General features: G+C 69.4%; 14 protein-coding genes and 1 pseudogene. 7 read left to right on the forward strand and 8 right to left on the reverse strand.

The annotated features are described in order from the left end of the window. The 3 genes and pseudogenes from AC5P09_RS24775 to AC5P09_RS24785 all read left to right on the forward strand — a co-directional run. A pseudogene (locus AC5P09_RS24775) lies at positions 1-674 on the forward strand (hypothetical protein); the annotation flags it as partial. A gap of 146 nt (positions 675-820) precedes the next feature. Beyond that, positions 821-1,306, forward strand: coding sequence for an SRPBCC family protein (locus tag AC5P09_RS24780; protein WP_493875985.1), 486 nt, complete (start codon positions 821-823; stop codon positions 1,304-1,306). Further along, positions 1,303-1,785, forward strand: coding sequence for a MarR family winged helix-turn-helix transcriptional regulator (locus AC5P09_RS24785; protein ID WP_493875986.1), 483 nt, complete (start codon positions 1,303-1,305; stop codon positions 1,783-1,785). Before AC5P09_RS24780 ends, AC5P09_RS24785 begins: the two co-directional genes overlap by 4 nt. Here AC5P09_RS24785 and AC5P09_RS24790 read toward each other — a convergent pair. Then, positions 1,750-3,201, reverse strand: a complete 1,452-nt coding sequence (locus tag AC5P09_RS24790) for a DHA2 family efflux MFS transporter permease subunit (protein ID WP_493875987.1) — start codon at positions 3,199-3,201, stop codon at positions 1,750-1,752. The two genes, AC5P09_RS24785 and AC5P09_RS24790, sit on opposite strands and share 36 nt — an antisense overlap. A 188-nt stretch (positions 3,202-3,389) precedes the next feature. On the opposite strand from AC5P09_RS24790, the gene AC5P09_RS24795 reads away from it, so the two are divergent. Genes AC5P09_RS24795 through AC5P09_RS24810 form a run of 4 tightly spaced genes read left to right on the forward strand, consistent with a single transcriptional unit; the run spans position 3,390 to position 7,213 of the window. Continuing rightward, entirely contained in the window at positions 3,390-4,721 is a 1,332-nt protein-coding gene (locus AC5P09_RS24795) for a beta-ketoacyl-[acyl-carrier-protein] synthase family protein (RefSeq protein WP_493875988.1), read from the forward strand. Further along, positions 4,718-5,968: a ketosynthase chain-length factor gene (locus AC5P09_RS24800; RefSeq protein ID WP_493875989.1), complete on the forward strand. Its 1,251-nt coding sequence runs from the start codon at positions 4,718-4,720 to the stop codon at positions 5,966-5,968. The genes AC5P09_RS24795 and AC5P09_RS24800 overlap by 4 nt, the downstream gene beginning before the upstream one ends. Positions 5,969-6,018: 50 nt before the next feature. Next, positions 6,019-6,276, forward strand: coding sequence for an acyl carrier protein (locus AC5P09_RS24805; RefSeq protein ID WP_493875990.1), 258 nt, complete (start codon positions 6,019-6,021; stop codon positions 6,274-6,276). A 19-nt stretch (positions 6,277-6,295) separates the two neighbouring features. Then, positions 6,296-7,213 carry an MBL fold metallo-hydrolase gene (locus AC5P09_RS24810; RefSeq protein WP_493875991.1) on the forward strand — a complete coding sequence of 306 codons (918 nt, stop codon included), beginning with the start codon at positions 6,296-6,298 and terminating at the stop codon, positions 7,211-7,213. Between the two features lie 83 nt (positions 7,214-7,296). On the opposite strand, the gene AC5P09_RS24815 is transcribed toward AC5P09_RS24810, so the two are convergent. The 7 genes from AC5P09_RS24815 to AC5P09_RS24845 form a co-directional block, all read right to left on the reverse strand. Further along, positions 7,297-7,494: an acyl-CoA carboxylase epsilon subunit gene (locus AC5P09_RS24815; protein ID WP_493875992.1), complete on the reverse strand. Its 198-nt coding sequence runs from the start codon at positions 7,492-7,494 to the stop codon at positions 7,297-7,299. A 2-nt stretch (positions 7,495-7,496) separates the two neighbouring features. Further along, entirely contained in the window at positions 7,497-8,243 is a 747-nt protein-coding gene (locus tag AC5P09_RS24820; protein WP_493875993.1) for an SDR family oxidoreductase, read from the reverse strand. 25 nt (positions 8,244-8,268) lie between these two features. Beyond that, the gene (locus tag AC5P09_RS24825; protein ID WP_493875994.1) at positions 8,269-9,423 is read right to left on the reverse strand and encodes an alpha/beta hydrolase family protein; all 1,155 of its coding nucleotides are present in this window, start codon (positions 9,421-9,423) and stop codon (positions 8,269-8,271) included. Further along, positions 9,416-10,873, reverse strand: a complete 1,458-nt coding sequence (locus AC5P09_RS24830) for an aromatase/cyclase (protein WP_493875995.1) — start codon at positions 10,871-10,873, stop codon at positions 9,416-9,418. The genes AC5P09_RS24825 and AC5P09_RS24830 overlap by 8 nt, the downstream gene beginning before the upstream one ends. Before the next feature lie 71 nt (positions 10,874-10,944). Then, positions 10,945-12,552 carry a class I adenylate-forming enzyme family protein gene (locus AC5P09_RS24835; protein WP_493875996.1) on the reverse strand — a complete coding sequence of 536 codons (1,608 nt, stop codon included), beginning with the start codon at positions 12,550-12,552 and terminating at the stop codon, positions 10,945-10,947. Next, the gene (locus AC5P09_RS24840) at positions 12,545-12,982 is read right to left on the reverse strand and encodes an SRPBCC family protein (RefSeq protein ID WP_493875997.1); all 438 of its coding nucleotides are present in this window, start codon (positions 12,980-12,982) and stop codon (positions 12,545-12,547) included. The genes AC5P09_RS24835 and AC5P09_RS24840 overlap by 8 nt, the downstream gene beginning before the upstream one ends. Further along, positions 12,975-14,453: a coproporphyrinogen-III oxidase family protein gene (locus AC5P09_RS24845; RefSeq protein ID WP_493875998.1), complete on the reverse strand. Its 1,479-nt coding sequence runs from the start codon at positions 14,451-14,453 to the stop codon at positions 12,975-12,977. Before AC5P09_RS24845 ends, AC5P09_RS24840 begins: the two co-directional genes overlap by 8 nt. Between the last annotated feature and the right edge of the window lie 187 nt (positions 14,454-14,640).

The following is a 14,640-nucleotide window of genomic DNA, read 5'->3' on the forward strand; positions in this document are numbered from 1 at the left end:
GCATCCTGGAGGACGCCCTGCTCACCCGGCTCGCCCAGCAGATCCACGACCGCACCGTCGACGCCCGCGACCTGATCCGGCGGATGGACACCGACATGCGGGCACACACGATGTCCTCGGGGACGACGGTCGGCGTGAACTGGCTGCTCGCAGACCATCTCGACGACGAACAGCGCGCTGTCTGCGGCCTCCTCGACGCCGACGCCGTCCGCCTCGGCCCCGAAGGTCTCGCCCGGGTGCGCACCCACTTCGCCGCGCAGATCAAGACCGCCCGCGCCCGCCACCGCGACCAGCCCTGCCGGGACTTGCTGGCCGAGGTCCTCGACTACCGGCACTGGCGGCAGTTCGCGTTCCAGCACCACCTGATCCGGCCGCGTGCACGTATCGCACGAATGACCTTGCCCCAGGCCGAGGAGTACGCCGCGACCATGCGAGACCTGGGTACCGCGATCCTGGCCTTCGGCCGTGAATGTGGCGGCCTGAGCGCGGAGGAGGTGGCGATGGGTGAGCAGGCGGCCGCCGAACGGATCAACCAACTGGTGGCCGCTTCCCGGCCACTGGCCACGCATGGCAGTTGCGTCTCCTGCGACGAACCGTGCGCCCCCTGGTACACACACTGCGATGCCTGCCACTCCGCCCGCTTCTCGTGCTATGACGTCGAACTCGACTGGTGACAGCGGACCGCCAGGGCCGTGGGTGCGTGGGTGGGTCCGGGCGACGGCGGAACAGACCCACGCCCCTCCGTCCCCGTTCGCTTCGGGGCCGGCGATGTAAACCGTGCCGAGGTCAGGTCTGCCTGTGCAGTTGCTGCCGTGCCGTTTTGGCCGCCGACCATAAAGTAAGTACACTGATTATAAGTACACATACCTTTGGAGGCGGCATGTGGGATTTCGAGCACACCATCGAGGCTGATGTCACCCCGGCTCAGGTCTGGTCGCGGTACGTGGACACAGCCAGCTGGCCCGAGTGGGACGAGGGGATCGTGCGGGTGACGCTGGACGGGCCGTTCGCGGCGGGGAGCACGGGCACGATGACGCCGGAGGGGCAGGATCCGCTGCCGTTCACCATCACGGAAGCTGTTCCGGAGCAGGGATTCACCGATGAGACGGTGATTCCCGACGCGGTCACCCTGCGGTTCATTCACCGGCTGACCGCTCTCCCCGGTGGGCGGACGAAGATCACTCACCGCCTCGAGATCGAAGGGCCGGCTGCCGAGGCGATGGGGCCTGAGCTGGGACCGCAGATCACTTCGGACTTCCCCGAGGCCATGGAGGCCTTGGCGAAGGTCGCAGGACAGGCCGGATGACCGATCGAGCAGAGCGGGAGCAGGGGCCCTGGAACAATCCGGGGTTCCTGCTCTGGCGCGTCACACTCCGCTGGCAGCGCGCCGTCGCCGGTGCCCTGCGGCCCTATGAGCTGACCCATCCGCAGTTCGTCGTGTTGGCCAGCGCCTGGTGGCTCGGCCGTCACGGGCAGCCGCCCAGCCAGCGCGAACTCGCGGAGCACGCCGGGATGGATGCCATGACCGCGTCCCAGGTCGCCCGTGCCCTGGAAGGCAAACGGCTCATCAGCCGTGAGCAGGACCCGCACGACACCCGGATCAAACGCCTGCACGTCACGGACCAGGGAACGGCACTCGCCCGGGAGGCCATCGAGCTCGTCGAGGCCGTTGACCGGGCCTACTTCGAGGCGACACCGGACGGGCCGGCCTTCGTCGAAGCGCTGCTGGCCCTCGACGCGCAGCCCGGCTCAGCGGCGGTTCTCCCTGGCGCGGGCAGCGAGTAGCACCCCCAGCGCGCTGACCACCGAGGCCAGGGAGAAGAAGGCGAGGCACCAGAAGGCCGCTCGATGGTTGGAGACGGCTGTTGCCCCGCCGGTTCCGCTGCTCACCACGGAGACCAGCAGTGCGGAGCCGACGGCACCACCGAGCCGCAGGAAGATGTTGATCAGAGTGACGGCGTCGGGGATGCGTGGTGGGGCCACGGTCACGTACGCGGCTGTCGAAGAGGGCACCACTGACAGCGCGTTCCCGACGCCGAGCAACAGCAGACACGCCTCGAGGACGAACAGTGAGGTGCCTACCGGCAGCAAGGCCGCAGGTACGAAGGCCAGGGTTGTCACCACCGCACCCGCGAGGGACACCGGCCCGCCGCCGAAGCGGTCGGTGAGCTTGCCGGCGAAGGGCAGTACGGCTGCTCCCACGGCAAATCCGATCATGGCGAGGCCGGTGTCCACCACGCCGTATCCACGGACCAGTTGGAAGTAGAGAGCCCAGATCACCAAGGCGCCGAACTGGACCACTCCGGCCAGCAGACTCGACGCGGCCGCGGCCACGAACACCTTGTTGGCGAACAGGTCGAGGTTCAGCAGCGGCGCTTCGGTTCGGCGGGTGAGGACGCCGAAGGCGACCAGAGCGGCGCAGCCCAGGACCAGGGGGCCGTAGAACGCCGTGAGGGTCAGGCCGTCCGACGCGTCGGACAGGCTCACCGCGTAGGTCACGGCCGAGAGGCCGGCACCGATCAGGACGAAGCCCACGGCGTCGAACCGGGCCGCCTTCGTGGGCTCGCCTCGCGGGATGAGGCGCCTGCCGAGCCAGAGCCCGACCAGACCCACCGGGATGTTGACGAGGAACAGCCACCGCCAGGAGGCATGGGCGATCAACAGACCGCCGATCACCGGACCCGCGGCCGGGCCCAGCACGAGTGCCGCCCCGGCGGTGCTCATCACCCGGCCCATCAGATTCCGGCCCGCGACCTGGGCGATGACCGTCTGGCCCGCCGGCAGCAGCAGCCCGCCGAACAGTCCCTGAAGTATCCGGAAGAGGACGAGCAGCCGGATGTCGGTGGCCAAGGCGCACAACGTCGACGTCAGGGTGAAGCCACCGAGTGACCACATCCACAGACGGCCGGCGCCCAGACGACGGCTGCCCCAGCCACACAGCGGCAGGCCGACGACCAGGCCCAGCAGATAGCCGCTGACGATCCACTGGGTGGACCGGAGCGAAGCGTGCAGATCGTCCGCCACCGTGGCGAGGCCGACGTTGACGAGCGCGGCGTCGAGCTGCGTGATGAAGGCGCCCACGATCACCACCGCGGTCACCTGCCACACGTGGCGGGGAACGCCGGGCACCGGCTCCTGCGGGCCGTCGGCGGCGGCGAGGGAGCCGCCCGACGGCTCCGTCTCACCCGAGGGCGGTCTCATGTGCTCTCCCGTGCGCTCGTGACTGTCGGCTCCTCGGCACCAGAGGAATCGATCGCGGTAGCAGTTCGGTCGTGAGTTGCTCGGAATCTCTTCGAAGGCGCCGTCGCAGGGGGTGAAAGGCCGACGAGCGGTGTTCGAGCCGTCCTGCCCAGGCTGTGTCCTGTCGTCACTGCCCGCGGCGGGAGCTCGTGGGGGAAGGAGATGTTCGCCATGGTCCTCAGGTCCAACTCGCCGACCCCGGGCGGTTCCACGTGAGCCGTCGTGTGGTCATCACCGGGATCGGAGTCAGGGCCGCCGACAGCGGCAGCAGAGCGGAGTTCTGGAGCCTGCTGACATCGGGGCGCTCGGCCACCCGGAGGATCTCCTTCTTCGACCCGTCCCCCTACCGCTCGCAGATGGCCGGTGAAGCCGATTTCGACCCGCTCGCCGAGGGGTTGACGCCTGCTGAGATCCAACGCATGGACCGGGCCGCCCAGTTCGCGGTCGTCTGCGCCCGGGAGGCCGTCGCCGACAGTGGCATGGACTTCTCCGCCCTCGACCTCACCCGCGTCGGGGTGAGCCTGGGCAGCGCCGTCGCCGCAGCCACCAGCCTCGAGCAGCAGTACCTTGCCGTATCGGCGGGGGGTCGCGACTGGCTGGTCGATCACACCCGAGTGTCCCCGAACATGGCGGACTACCTCATCCCCAGCGTCATGCCCGCGGAAGTGGCCTGGACGGTGGCGGCTCAGGGCCCGGTGACCATGATCTCGAACGGCTGCACCTCGGGACTCGACTCGGTCGGTCACGCCTGTCGGCTGCTGCGGGAAGGCAGCGCCGACGTGATGCTGGCCGGGGCCTCGGACACCCCGATCACCCCGATCGTGGTCGCCTGCTTCGACGCGATCCGGGCGACCAGCCCGCGCAACGACGATCCCGAGCACGCCTCCAGGCCCTTCGACGCCTCGCGCAACGGCTTCGTCCTGGCCGAGGGCGCCGCGATGTTCGTCCTGGAGGAGTACGAGCACGCCCGGCGCAGGGACGCCCACATCTACGCGGAGATCTCCGGCTATGCGAGCCGCTGCAACGCCTACCACATGACCGGCCTGAAGGCCGACGGCCGGGAGATGGCCGAGGCGATCAGGGTGGCGCTGGCGGAGGCCAGGACGGATCCGTCCGCCGTGGACTACATCAACGCCCATGGCTCCGGCACCAAGCAGAACGACCGGCACGAGACGGCCGCGTACAAGCGCAGCCTCGGCGAGCACGCCTACTCCACGCCCGTCAGCTCCATCAAGTCGATGGTCGGTCACTCCCTGGGGGCGATCGGGTCCATCGAGATCGCGGCGTCCGCCCTGGCCATTGAGCACGACGTGGTGCCACCGACCGCCAACCTGCACCAGCCCGACCCTGAGTGCGATCTCGACTACGTGCCCCGGACCGCCCGCGAATGCCCGGTGAACACCGCACTCACGGTGGGCAGCGGCTTCGGCGGATTTCAGAGCGCCATGGTGCTCCGCAGTCCGGAAGGAGCTCGCGCATGACGGCCGGCATGGCCACCGGTGCCGGAGGCCGCACCGTGGTGACGGGAATCGGCCTGCTGACGCCCAATGGGTTCGGACTGGAGGAGTTCTGGCAGGCCACGCTCGAGATGCGCAGCGGCATCGGTCCGCTGACCCGGTTCGACGCGACGCGCTATCCCGCCCGGCTGGCCGGCGAGATCGACGGATTCGACCCGGCTTCACACCTGCCGGCCCGGCTGCTGCCGCAGACGGATGTGTCCACGCAGCTCGCGCTGGTGGCCTCGGACTGGGCACTCCAGGACGCGAAGGTGGAGTCGGGCGGCTACGCCGACTACGACATGGGTGTCGTGACCGCCAACGCCTGCGGCGGATTCGCCTTCACCCACAGGGAGTTCCACAAGCTGTGGTCCCAGGGCCCGGACTCGGTCAGCGTCTACGAGTCGTTCGCCTGGTTCTACGCGGTGAACACGGGCCAGATCTCCATCCGCAACGGCCTGCGCGGGCCGAGCAGCGCGCTCGTCGCCGATCAGGCCGGAGGGCTGGACGCGGTCGGTCACGCCCGTCGGACCGTACGCGCCGGGACGCCCCTGGTGGTCACCGGGGGCGTGGACTCCGCACTCGATCCATGGGGCTGGGTGTCCCAGCTTGCCGATGGCCGGGTCAGTCACGCCGTCGACCCCGAACACGCCTACCTCCCCTTCGACACCCACGCCTGTGGTCACGTCCCCGGCGAAGGAGGCGCGCTGTTGGTGCTTGAGGACGCCGACGCGGCGCGGCACCGCGGGGCCCATCAGGTATACGGGGAGATCGCCGGGTACGGCTCGACGTTCGACCCGCCTCCGGGGTCCGGGCTGCCGTCCGGGCTCGCGCGAGCGGCGGAACTCGCCCTCGCGGACGCCGGGGTGGCAGCGTCCCAGGTGGATGTGGTGTTCGCCGACGGGGCCGGAGTCGGCGAGCTCGACCGGGCGGAGGCCGCGGCGATCAACGCGGTGTTCGGACCGCGGTCCGTGCCCGTCACGGTACCGAAGGCACTTACCGGCCGGATGCACTCCGGAGCCGGTCCTGTCGACATCTGCGCGGCGCTGCTGTCGATCCGGGACGGTGTGATCCCGCCGACCGGCAAGGTCACTCGAGTGCCGGCGGAATACCGCATTGACCTGGTGCGCGAGGAGCCACGGACGGCGAGGGTCTCCTGCGCGCTGGTACTGGCCCGCGGACGGTGGGGGTTCAATTCCGCCGTCGTGGTCCGCGAGGCCCTGCCTCGATGAATGTTTCCTGCCCGACGCATTGATCATCAGAGAAACCGAGGGAGTTGAACATGTCGACGATCACCATTGATGACCTGAACCGGCTGCTCACCGAGGAAGCAGGTGGGACGGACAACGGCGCACTCACCAGCGAGCTCGTGGACACCGAGTTCGTGACACTCGGATACGACTCCCTGGCGCTGCTGGGGATCGCCACCCGCATAGGCAAGGAGTTCGGGGTGCACATCTCGGACGAGGTGCTGTTCGATCTGGTCACCCCACGTGCTGTGCTCGATCTGGTGAACGGGGTGGCCCAGGAAACCCGCTGACGGCGGCAGGGCGGTGGTGATGGATACGCAGACCGAGCAGGAGACCCTGACCGAGGTCGCCGAGGACGTGTACGCCTATGTACAGCGGCCGGGCGGCTGGTGCGTGAGCAACGCGGGTGCGATCGCGGGCCGCGACGGCGCGGTGATCGTGGACACCTTGGCCACCCAGGCCAGGGCGGAGCGGTTTCGCGCATGTGTGGACCAGTTGGGCGTCGGCGCCCGCAGAACCGTGGTGAACACCCACCACCACGGCGACCACAACTTCGGCAACCAGGCGTTCGGCACATCGGCCGAAGTGATCGCTCACGAGCGGGCGCCGGCAGAACTGATCGACACGGGGCTGGCGCTGACCCGACTGTGGCCGGACGTCGAGTGGGGGGATGTCCAGGTGGCGCGGCCCACGATCACGTTCGCCGACTGCCTGGTGCTCGAAACCGGCGAGCAGCGCGTGGAGTTGCTGTACGTAGGACCGGCGCACACCACCAACGACATCGTGGTGTGGCTGCCTCGGAGCAAGGTGCTGTTCACCGGGGACGTGGTGCTCGCCGACGCCACCCCCTTCGCGTTGATGGGGTCGGTCTCGGGTTCCCTTGAAGCCGTCGAACGGCTGCGCCGGCTCGGTGCGCGGACCGTGGTCTGCGGCCACGGCCCGGTGAAGGGCCCCGAGGTGTTCGACGAGAACGAGGCGTATCTGCGGCGCATCCAGCAGGTTGCGGCCGCGGGCCTGGACGCCGGCTGGAGCCCGCTGCGGGCGGCGCGCGAGGCGGGCCCGGGTGATTTCACGCATCTCCTGGATCCGGAGCGACTGGTCGGCAATCTGCACCGTGCCTACGCCGAGCTGCGCGGTGGGGAACGCGGTGAGCCGCTGGACGTGCCGTCGGTCTTCGGCGAGATGGTGGAGTACAACGAGGGAGTACTGCCGACCTGTCTGGCCTGACCGGCAGCACCGCAGCACCGCAGCACCGCAGCAACAGGGCGTCCCCACAGCCATCGCCGTGAGGACGCCCTTTTGTTGTGCGGTCAGGCGCTCTGTCGCCAACTGAGCGGTGTCGCCGCGTACTTGGGCAGCCGTTCCAGACGCTGCCAGTTCGCGTGCCGAACCGGGCCCACGCCCCGCGTGCGCACATCGGTCGGCACACCGGGGGACAGGCGGAGGGCCAGGACCAGGGCGAGCGCAGCCAGTTCCTCGGCAGTCGGGTCTCCTCGTGCGATGCGCACGATCATGAGGTCGTGCCGCCGTCGACGGTGATGACCTGGCCGGTGATCCACCGGCCCGCGTCACTGACCAGGAACGAGATGACGTCTGCCACGTCCTGGGGCTGGCCCAGGCGTTTGAACGGCGAAGCCTCGGCCATGGCGGCCTGCCGCGCCACCGGCGCCTGACTGAACATTCCGGGGACGGTGGGCCCGACCCGCAGCGCGTTGACGGTGATTCCGCGGGGCCCCAACTCCTGCGCGGCGACGGTGCTGAACAGCTCGAGCGCGGCCTTGCTCGCCGCGTAGGCACCCGAGCCGGCGATGGGGGAGCGCACGAGGGTCGAGGAGATGTTGACGACGCGCCCCCAGTCGGCCAGATGCCTGCTCGCCTCGCGCAGCACGTTCAGGGCGCCGCGCACGTTGACGTCGAAGATCCGGTCGTACAGCGCGTCGTCGAGCTCGGCCAGGGGACGCGGCACCGTCGTCCCGGCGTTGTTGATGACGGCGTCCAGCCGCTTGTGGCGAGTCATCACCTGGGAGAAGGCCGCGGTCACCCGCTCAGGAACCTTGACGTCGAACTGCAGGACTTCCGCCGCACCCCCTTCCTTCTCGATGGTGGCCGCCAGCTCCTCGGCGGGTTCGACTCCGGTGTACGCGCCCACGACGACGTGGTAGCCGTCGGAGGCCAGCCGTTGGCAGACGGCGCTGCCGATGCCACCGGCGCCGCCGGTCACCAGGGCGACCGGCGTGGTCGGGCGGGTCAGGGACATGGAAGCCTTCTCTCTCGTCAGGTGGTCATCGGAGCCGTTCGGCGACCCAGTCCGCCGCTTCCAGGCTCCAGGCGTCGATCACGTTCAGGCAGACGTGCGCCTCGTCGGCGTACGTCCGCAACCGGTGCCGTGGCCCCCAGGCCCGGTCGAGGTCCGTGAGCCCGGCGAGCGGGAAGATGTCGTCGAGGGCGCCATGGATGCTCAGAACCTCGGTTCGGACCGGGCGGCCCGGGTCGAGGGCGAGAGCGTCGAAGCGCGCCTGCATCTCTGGGGCGGCGCGGTCGCCGAAGGCGAATCGGAAGTCGTCCTTCAGACGGCGCGGCAAGCCTTCGTACGGGGCGATGTACGGGCCTCCGGAGGCATTGACGACGCACCGGAAGCGAGCGCCGAGGAACCGAGCCACCCGCAGGGCGAAGTAGCCGCCGAAGCTGATCCCGAAGAAGGCAAGGCGGTCGGCCGCGATCCTGGGGTCCCCGCGCAGCCGCTCCACGAGCGCCTCGACGACGCGCTCCATCTCGATCAGGAGCGGAGTGCGCCCCAGCTGAACGCCCTGCCCCGGGCCGTCGAACAGCACGGCCGCGATGCCGCGGTCGAGATAGGTCTCCGCGACGGCCAACACCTCGACCTCGGTCATGGAGTCCAGGCCGTTGGACAGCACCACGCAGGGCAGCCGGCCGGGCCCGCGCCGATGGGCGGGCGGCAGGATCAGCCAGTACGGAACGGAGGCGTCACGGGCGTCCGGAACCGTCAACCAGCCTTCCTCCAGCTCGAGTTCCTCGCACTCCAGACTGCGCAGAAACAACGTGCGGATCCGCCGGCGCAGGGAATGCTTGCGTTCGGCATCGTCGAAGTACATGAACTCGGCCCAGTGGTAGCAGCCTGCGGCGACACGGGCGGCACGGGAACGGCCCGCCGCCGTCGACGACGATTCGGCCAGGTCCGCGTAGGTGTCGCCCTGGGCGGTCCAACGGATACGCCACTCCTCCCAGAACGCCGCTGAACCGAGATCGGGGTCGTCGTCGGGGAAGCCGTCCAGGGCCCGGGCGATGTCACCCCACCCGACGCGTGGGGCGTAGCGGGAATGCAGGAACATCAGACGCGGCAGGAAATAGCCGCAGGCGCGGAACAACGACTCGGGCAGGCGGGCCGGCCGAACGGCGGCCGGCGGCACACTAACCATGCCGTGCCCGTGTTCCAGGGGTGCCGTCGAGCAGCCGGGCGCAGGACTCGACCGTCAGCCGGCTGTTGGCGTCGAGCAGATCGCGCACCCGCTGCTTCTGAGCCCGCAGGTCGTCCGTCCCGAACGCTTTCGCGCAGGCGGCCCGGTCCAGAACGACCGTGTGCCGCGAGACGACCTCGCTGCCGCCGGCCGCCGCCCGCACCTGCCAGTCCCCTTCGTGCCGACGCAGCAGCTCGGGCGGTTCCGGCTGGAAGTAGGTGATCGACAGCCGCTCCTTGTCGCAGTGCCGCACGCTGCGGAAGGTCTCCGCGCCGGCGGGTGTCCGGATGTCCAGAGTGAACTCCTGGTGGCGTCCGTCGTCGTAGCGGAGGTCGAGCCCTTCACAGTGCGGCAGGAACTTCGGCCAGCCGGAGACATCCGCGAGCAGCGCGTGGACCGCGTCCGGGGGATGCGGCACCGAGATGCGGGTGGTGACGGTGGTGAGCGCGTCTGTGCCCTCCTCGGCGTAGGCGCGCAGGGCGACCATCTCGGCCGCCGCGTTGGTCTCGACGAAGTCGCGTACGGCCGCGGCTCGCGCCGTGGTCTCCGCCTCGGACCGGATTCCGCCGACGTCCCCGAGCAGCGTCCAGTGACGGTCCACGGTGAGCAGGCAGTGATCGGAGCCGAGGGGGACGACACGCCACTGCCCGTGCATCGAGGAAACCAACGGCATGGGCACCGGCAGGTGGTAGTCGACCCTGCGGATCGCGTCGTAGGAGCGACGGCGCGTGTCCCAGCTGACCGTCCCGTCGCCCTGCACCGCTTCGATGCGGACCAGTTCGCCGGTGTCGTCCGTGTCGACGGTCGTCACGGCCACACAGGCGTCGAAGATGCGCGGCCAGATGCCGGGGTCGCGGATCAAGGGGTACACGGTGTCCGCAGGGGCCGCGATGACCACCGAGTGCCGGGCATGGCCGTCGCGCTGCGAGGCGGGGGCGGCCGGGCGCTCGGCAGTGGCCTTGATATTGCGGAGTTCCACGGTCGAGTTGGTGTCGATGGCGGTTTCGATGAAGCGCTCCGCCTCGGCGCGGGTGGTCACCGAGTCGACCTGGCCCGTGACGTCCTCGCACAGGTCGTAGGCGTGTTCCAGCAGGAGCAGGCTCTGCTCGTGGTTCACCGGTACGACCCGCCACTCGGTGGTCATGGCGGCGACCAGCTTCATGGGGCGGACCACCTCGGCCCGCACGCCGTACACGTCGGGCAGAAGGTCGCGCCGTGACTGCCAGGTCATCGATTCACCACCGACGCGGGCGCGGATCTCTATGTGCTCGAAATCCGGCTCCGCGGCCAGCACGGTGACCGCCTCACAGGGGTCGAACACCTGCGGCCAGTCGGTCGAGCGACTGATCAACTCGTAGACCCGGTCGGGCGGGGCCGTGCAGAGGACGGAGTGGGACGCGTGATAGCGCATGGGGCAGCTCCAGGGGATCTCGCCGCGGGGCGGCGGGCGATGAGGAGGGGCACGGTGCGGTCCGTGCCCCGTCACAGTTCGATCAGTGCGTCGCGTTCGATCTGCCGGGCCACTTCTCCCCGCAGGACTTTGTCGTTGCCGCTCCTGGGGAACGGGGCGGTGACGGCGTACAGCAGTTCCGGCCACTTCTCCTGGCTGAGCACACCGGTGAGTGCGGCGGTCACCGCAGCCCGCAGGGCGCTCGGGGTCCGGTCCCCCAGCGGCCCCGAGATGCAGGCCACGGGCTGCTCGGCAGGACCGTCGGGAGCGGGCAGTGCGACGAGCACCACCTCCCGCACGCCGGGGAGCGCGCTCAGTACGGACTCGACTTCCTCCGGATAGATACGGTGGCCGTTCGCGCTCATCACCGTGCCGCTGATGCGTCCCTTGAGCAGCAGGTCACCGTCCGGACTCCAGGAGCCGAGGTCTCCGGTGCGCAGCCATGCGCCGGGCCTCGCGACCTCGCCCGAGGCCACGTCGAGATACCCCTCCATGACAGCGTCGCCCCGCAGCAGGACCTCGCCCACCTCGGGCGGATGTCCCTCCAGCGGTTCGAGGCGCACCTCCAGTGTGTCGTCCGGGCGGCCCACGCAGTACGTGCGCTCCACGCGGTGAGGATCTCGGTGACCTGCCTCGTCCAGCCAGCAGAACGGCCCGAACGTCTCGCTCAGGCCGTAGCCCTGGACCCAGTCGCACGGCATGAGCCGACGGCCCTGGGCGAGGACCGGGCGCGGCAGGGCGGTGGCTCCGTAGGCGACGACGCGCAGACAGGACAGATCGGTCCGCTCCGCCTGCGCGGACTCCACGAAACGCCGCATCGCGGCGGGGCGCAGCATGATGTGCGTCGCCCGGTGACCGGCCACCTCGGCTGGCCACCGCGCGGGATCCCGGTCGCCCGGCAGGAACAGCCGCGCATCGTGCAACAACGCCCCGAAGGAGAAGATCACTCCGGTCGTGTTGTTGAGCAGCCCGGACATGAACACCCGGGAACCGGGGCCGAATCGGAGCATCCGGGTGACGCTGCGTATCCGGCGGCACACCAGGGCCTCGGACACGCTGACTGCCTTGGGTGCCCCGGTCGATCCGCTGGTGAACAGCACCAGGAAGTTCTCGACCGGCTGCGGATGGTCGACGCGCACCTCGCCGACGGGAGCGCCCTCGCCGTCGTCGCTCTCCGGCGCGAACTCGACCACCCGCGGGCCGAGTTCCGCGAGCGCGCGGACACCGGCGAGCCGCCGGCGGTCGGCGCCGGCCCGCAGATGGACGACGACGTCGGGGCGGGCGTCGACCACGATGGACCGCCATTCGGGCAGCGCCACGGCGCTGAGGTTGTACGGCATCATGACGCGCAGGCCCAGCGCGCTCGCGGCCGCCAGGAAGACCAGCCCGCGGGCATCGTGGTCGAGCAGCGCGAGCACCCGGTCCCCGGTCGCGATGCCTTGCTCGCGCAGCCGCGCGACGCAGCGGCCGACCGCGTCCGCGAGCTGCCGGCGGGTGTATGTGCGCCCGGACTCGACCAGCCGGAAGGCCCCGCCGGCCGCCGCGTCGGCGGACAGCAGCATGGTGACCAACTTGTCGGGCGGCGCGGTCCCGCCGCGCGTCCGCCGCGCGGCCGGCGTGCCGAGCGGCCGTTCAGTCACCGCTGACCAGATCGGCCAGACCGAGCAGCGACGAGGAGAGACCGCTCTGCAGCTGGGGCCAGATGTCCTTCCCGAAGAACGGCGCCATCTCGCAGTGGATCTCGGCCGTCACTTCGTGGGTGAGCTGTACCCGGCCGTCGAGGGGCTGCATGCGGTGCCGGGTGACGATGTTCCCGAAGGGGAGCACGGTCTCGTCGGAGAACTCCTCGCCCTGGGTCACCGTCCTGAGCACGACCTCCATGGGCTCGCCGCCCTTGGGAGTGAGAGTGAAGGTGTTGCCGGCCTTGAAGTTGCCGTGCAGCCGGGTGCTCTCGATGCCGTCGTCCCAGTTCTTCCAGGCGTTGACGTCCACCCACACCGCCCAGATGTCGTGCGCCTGGGCATGGACCGTCGCGGTGGCGGACGCGACGAACTTCTGCGTGTCAGCCATGGTCGGCCACCTTCTCGGCCGTGTTGGCCCCTGGTGGGGGCGGGAAGAACGTGACGTCCTCGCCGCCGAGCCAGTAGTCCCGGGAGTGCGCGCCCACCTCGACCATCACGCCGTTGAGTGACCAGTTCGGCTCGTTCAGGGAGTCGGAGTCGTTCCAGAAGGCGGGGTTGAAGAACTCGAGAATGACGTTGGTGTGCCAGACCAGGCCGAGCTGCGTCAACCGCATCCTGTCCCCGGTCAGTTCCACGAGGCCTTTGCGCTCCAGCCGCTGGAGCTCGTCGGCGAAGTCCTCGCGGAACTCGGTGCCGAACTTGCTGCGGTAGAACGCGTACTCGATCTCGTAGTACAGCAGGGCGAAGATGACGTAGCGCTCGCGCTGGACGCGGGGGGACAGCTCGTCGGTGACGGTGCTGATCAGGAAGTCACCGCTCTCGACGGTCTCGACGTACTTCTCGACATCGGTCTCCGTGCCCAGCCGGTACCCGTCGAAGTAGCTGTAGGAGCCCGGGCCGACCGCCAGGGTGTCGATGTACACCTTCCAGTTCCAGTGGTTGTACATGTTCTCGTAGCCGGGCTTGCAGAAGTGGTCGACCATGTACATCGAGTAGCCCATCTCCTCGGCTATCTCGACCGCCTCGCTGTACATGGCCTTCACCATGGGGCCTTCGGGGTCCGAGGGGCGTTCGACCTTCCCCTTGGAGATCAGCTTCGCCTGGATCGTCTCCTGGTGGATCCGGTACAGGTAGATCGTGAAGTGCGGTACGTCCAGGGTGGACAGCACCTGAAGGTCGCGGCGCCAGATGTCGATCGTGTGGCCCGGCATGTTGTACATCAGGTCGAGCTGGATGTTGCGGAAGTCCCGTGCCTGGAACTCCTTGATGACCCGGGCGCTGTCCTCGGCCGCGTGCGGGGAGCCGATGATCCCCAGGAGTTCGGGCTGGAAGGACTGCACGCCGAGGCTCAGCCGGTTGATCTGTGACTGGGCGACGTAGTCGATCTTCTCGTCGTCGAAGTCCCTGGCGTTGCCCTCCAGGGTGAACTCGGCGTCGTCCGCGACCTGGAACGTTTCGTAGACGGTGTCGACCAGGCGGCGAAGGTTCTCGGTGCGCAGAATGCTGCCGGTCCCGCCGCCGATGAAGATGTTGCGGATCACGCCGGTGGCGAACTTGGGGTAGCCGCCCCAGCGCCTCAGGTCGGCGAGCAGCGCGTTGACGTACCGCTCCTCGCGGCCGCCCGGATCCTTCTCGGAGAGCAGGCTCGCGAAGTAGGGGCAGGACTTGCAGCGCGTACGGCAGAACGGGATGCCGATGTACAGCACGAAGTCGCTGCCCTGCTGCTGCATGTCGATGTGGCTCTCCAGCCACTCGCGTCCCCCGCTGGTCCGGTGCATCCCCGGGGGGTACAGGATGAACGGGAGGTAGCACTTGTTCGGGTACGGGTCGCCGGCCATGGCGGTCTCCAGCGCTGTCATCAGTCCTCCGGTGCCGTGCTGGTTCCTGGTGCGATCGCCGCCACGATCGCCCCACCCGTTCGAACCTCGGTCTGTCGTCCGCTAGAGGTCCGGCAGTTCCGGCCGACCAGCCCCTCGAGGCCTTCCGGACAGGCTCACTAGCGAACTCCTAGCCATCGTCGACCGGCTTCCCAAGATGACCTGGTCA

This window comes from Streptomyces sp. a15 (assembly GCF_059026085.1).

Coding starts and splice junctions, on each gene's coding strand:
- AC5P09_RS24810 (WP_493875991.1), top strand. CDS start 6,296: ATGGATACGCAGACCGAGCAGGAGACCCTGACCGAGGTCGCCGAGGAC.
- AC5P09_RS24785 (WP_493875986.1), top strand. CDS start 1,303: ATGACCGATCGAGCAGAGCGGGAGCAGGGGCCCTGGAACAATCCGGGG.
- AC5P09_RS24825 (WP_493875994.1), bottom strand. CDS start 9,423: ATGGTTAGTGTGCCGCCGGCCGCCGTTCGGCCGGCCCGCCTGCCCGAG.
- AC5P09_RS24830 (WP_493875995.1), bottom strand. CDS start 10,873: ATGCGCTATCACGCGTCCCACTCCGTCCTCTGCACGGCCCCGCCCGAC.
- AC5P09_RS24800 (WP_493875989.1), top strand. CDS start 4,718: ATGACGGCCGGCATGGCCACCGGTGCCGGAGGCCGCACCGTGGTGACG.
- AC5P09_RS24845 (WP_493875998.1), bottom strand. CDS start 14,453: ATGACAGCGCTGGAGACCGCCATGGCCGGCGACCCGTACCCGAACAAG.
- AC5P09_RS24790 (WP_493875987.1), bottom strand. CDS start 3,201: ATGAGACCGCCCTCGGGTGAGACGGAGCCGTCGGGCGGCTCCCTCGCC.
- AC5P09_RS24840 (WP_493875997.1), bottom strand. CDS start 12,982: ATGGCTGACACGCAGAAGTTCGTCGCGTCCGCCACCGCGACGGTCCAT.
- AC5P09_RS24805 (WP_493875990.1), top strand. CDS start 6,019: ATGTCGACGATCACCATTGATGACCTGAACCGGCTGCTCACCGAGGAA.
- AC5P09_RS24820 (WP_493875993.1), bottom strand. CDS start 8,243: ATGTCCCTGACCCGCCCGACCACGCCGGTCGCCCTGGTGACCGGCGGC.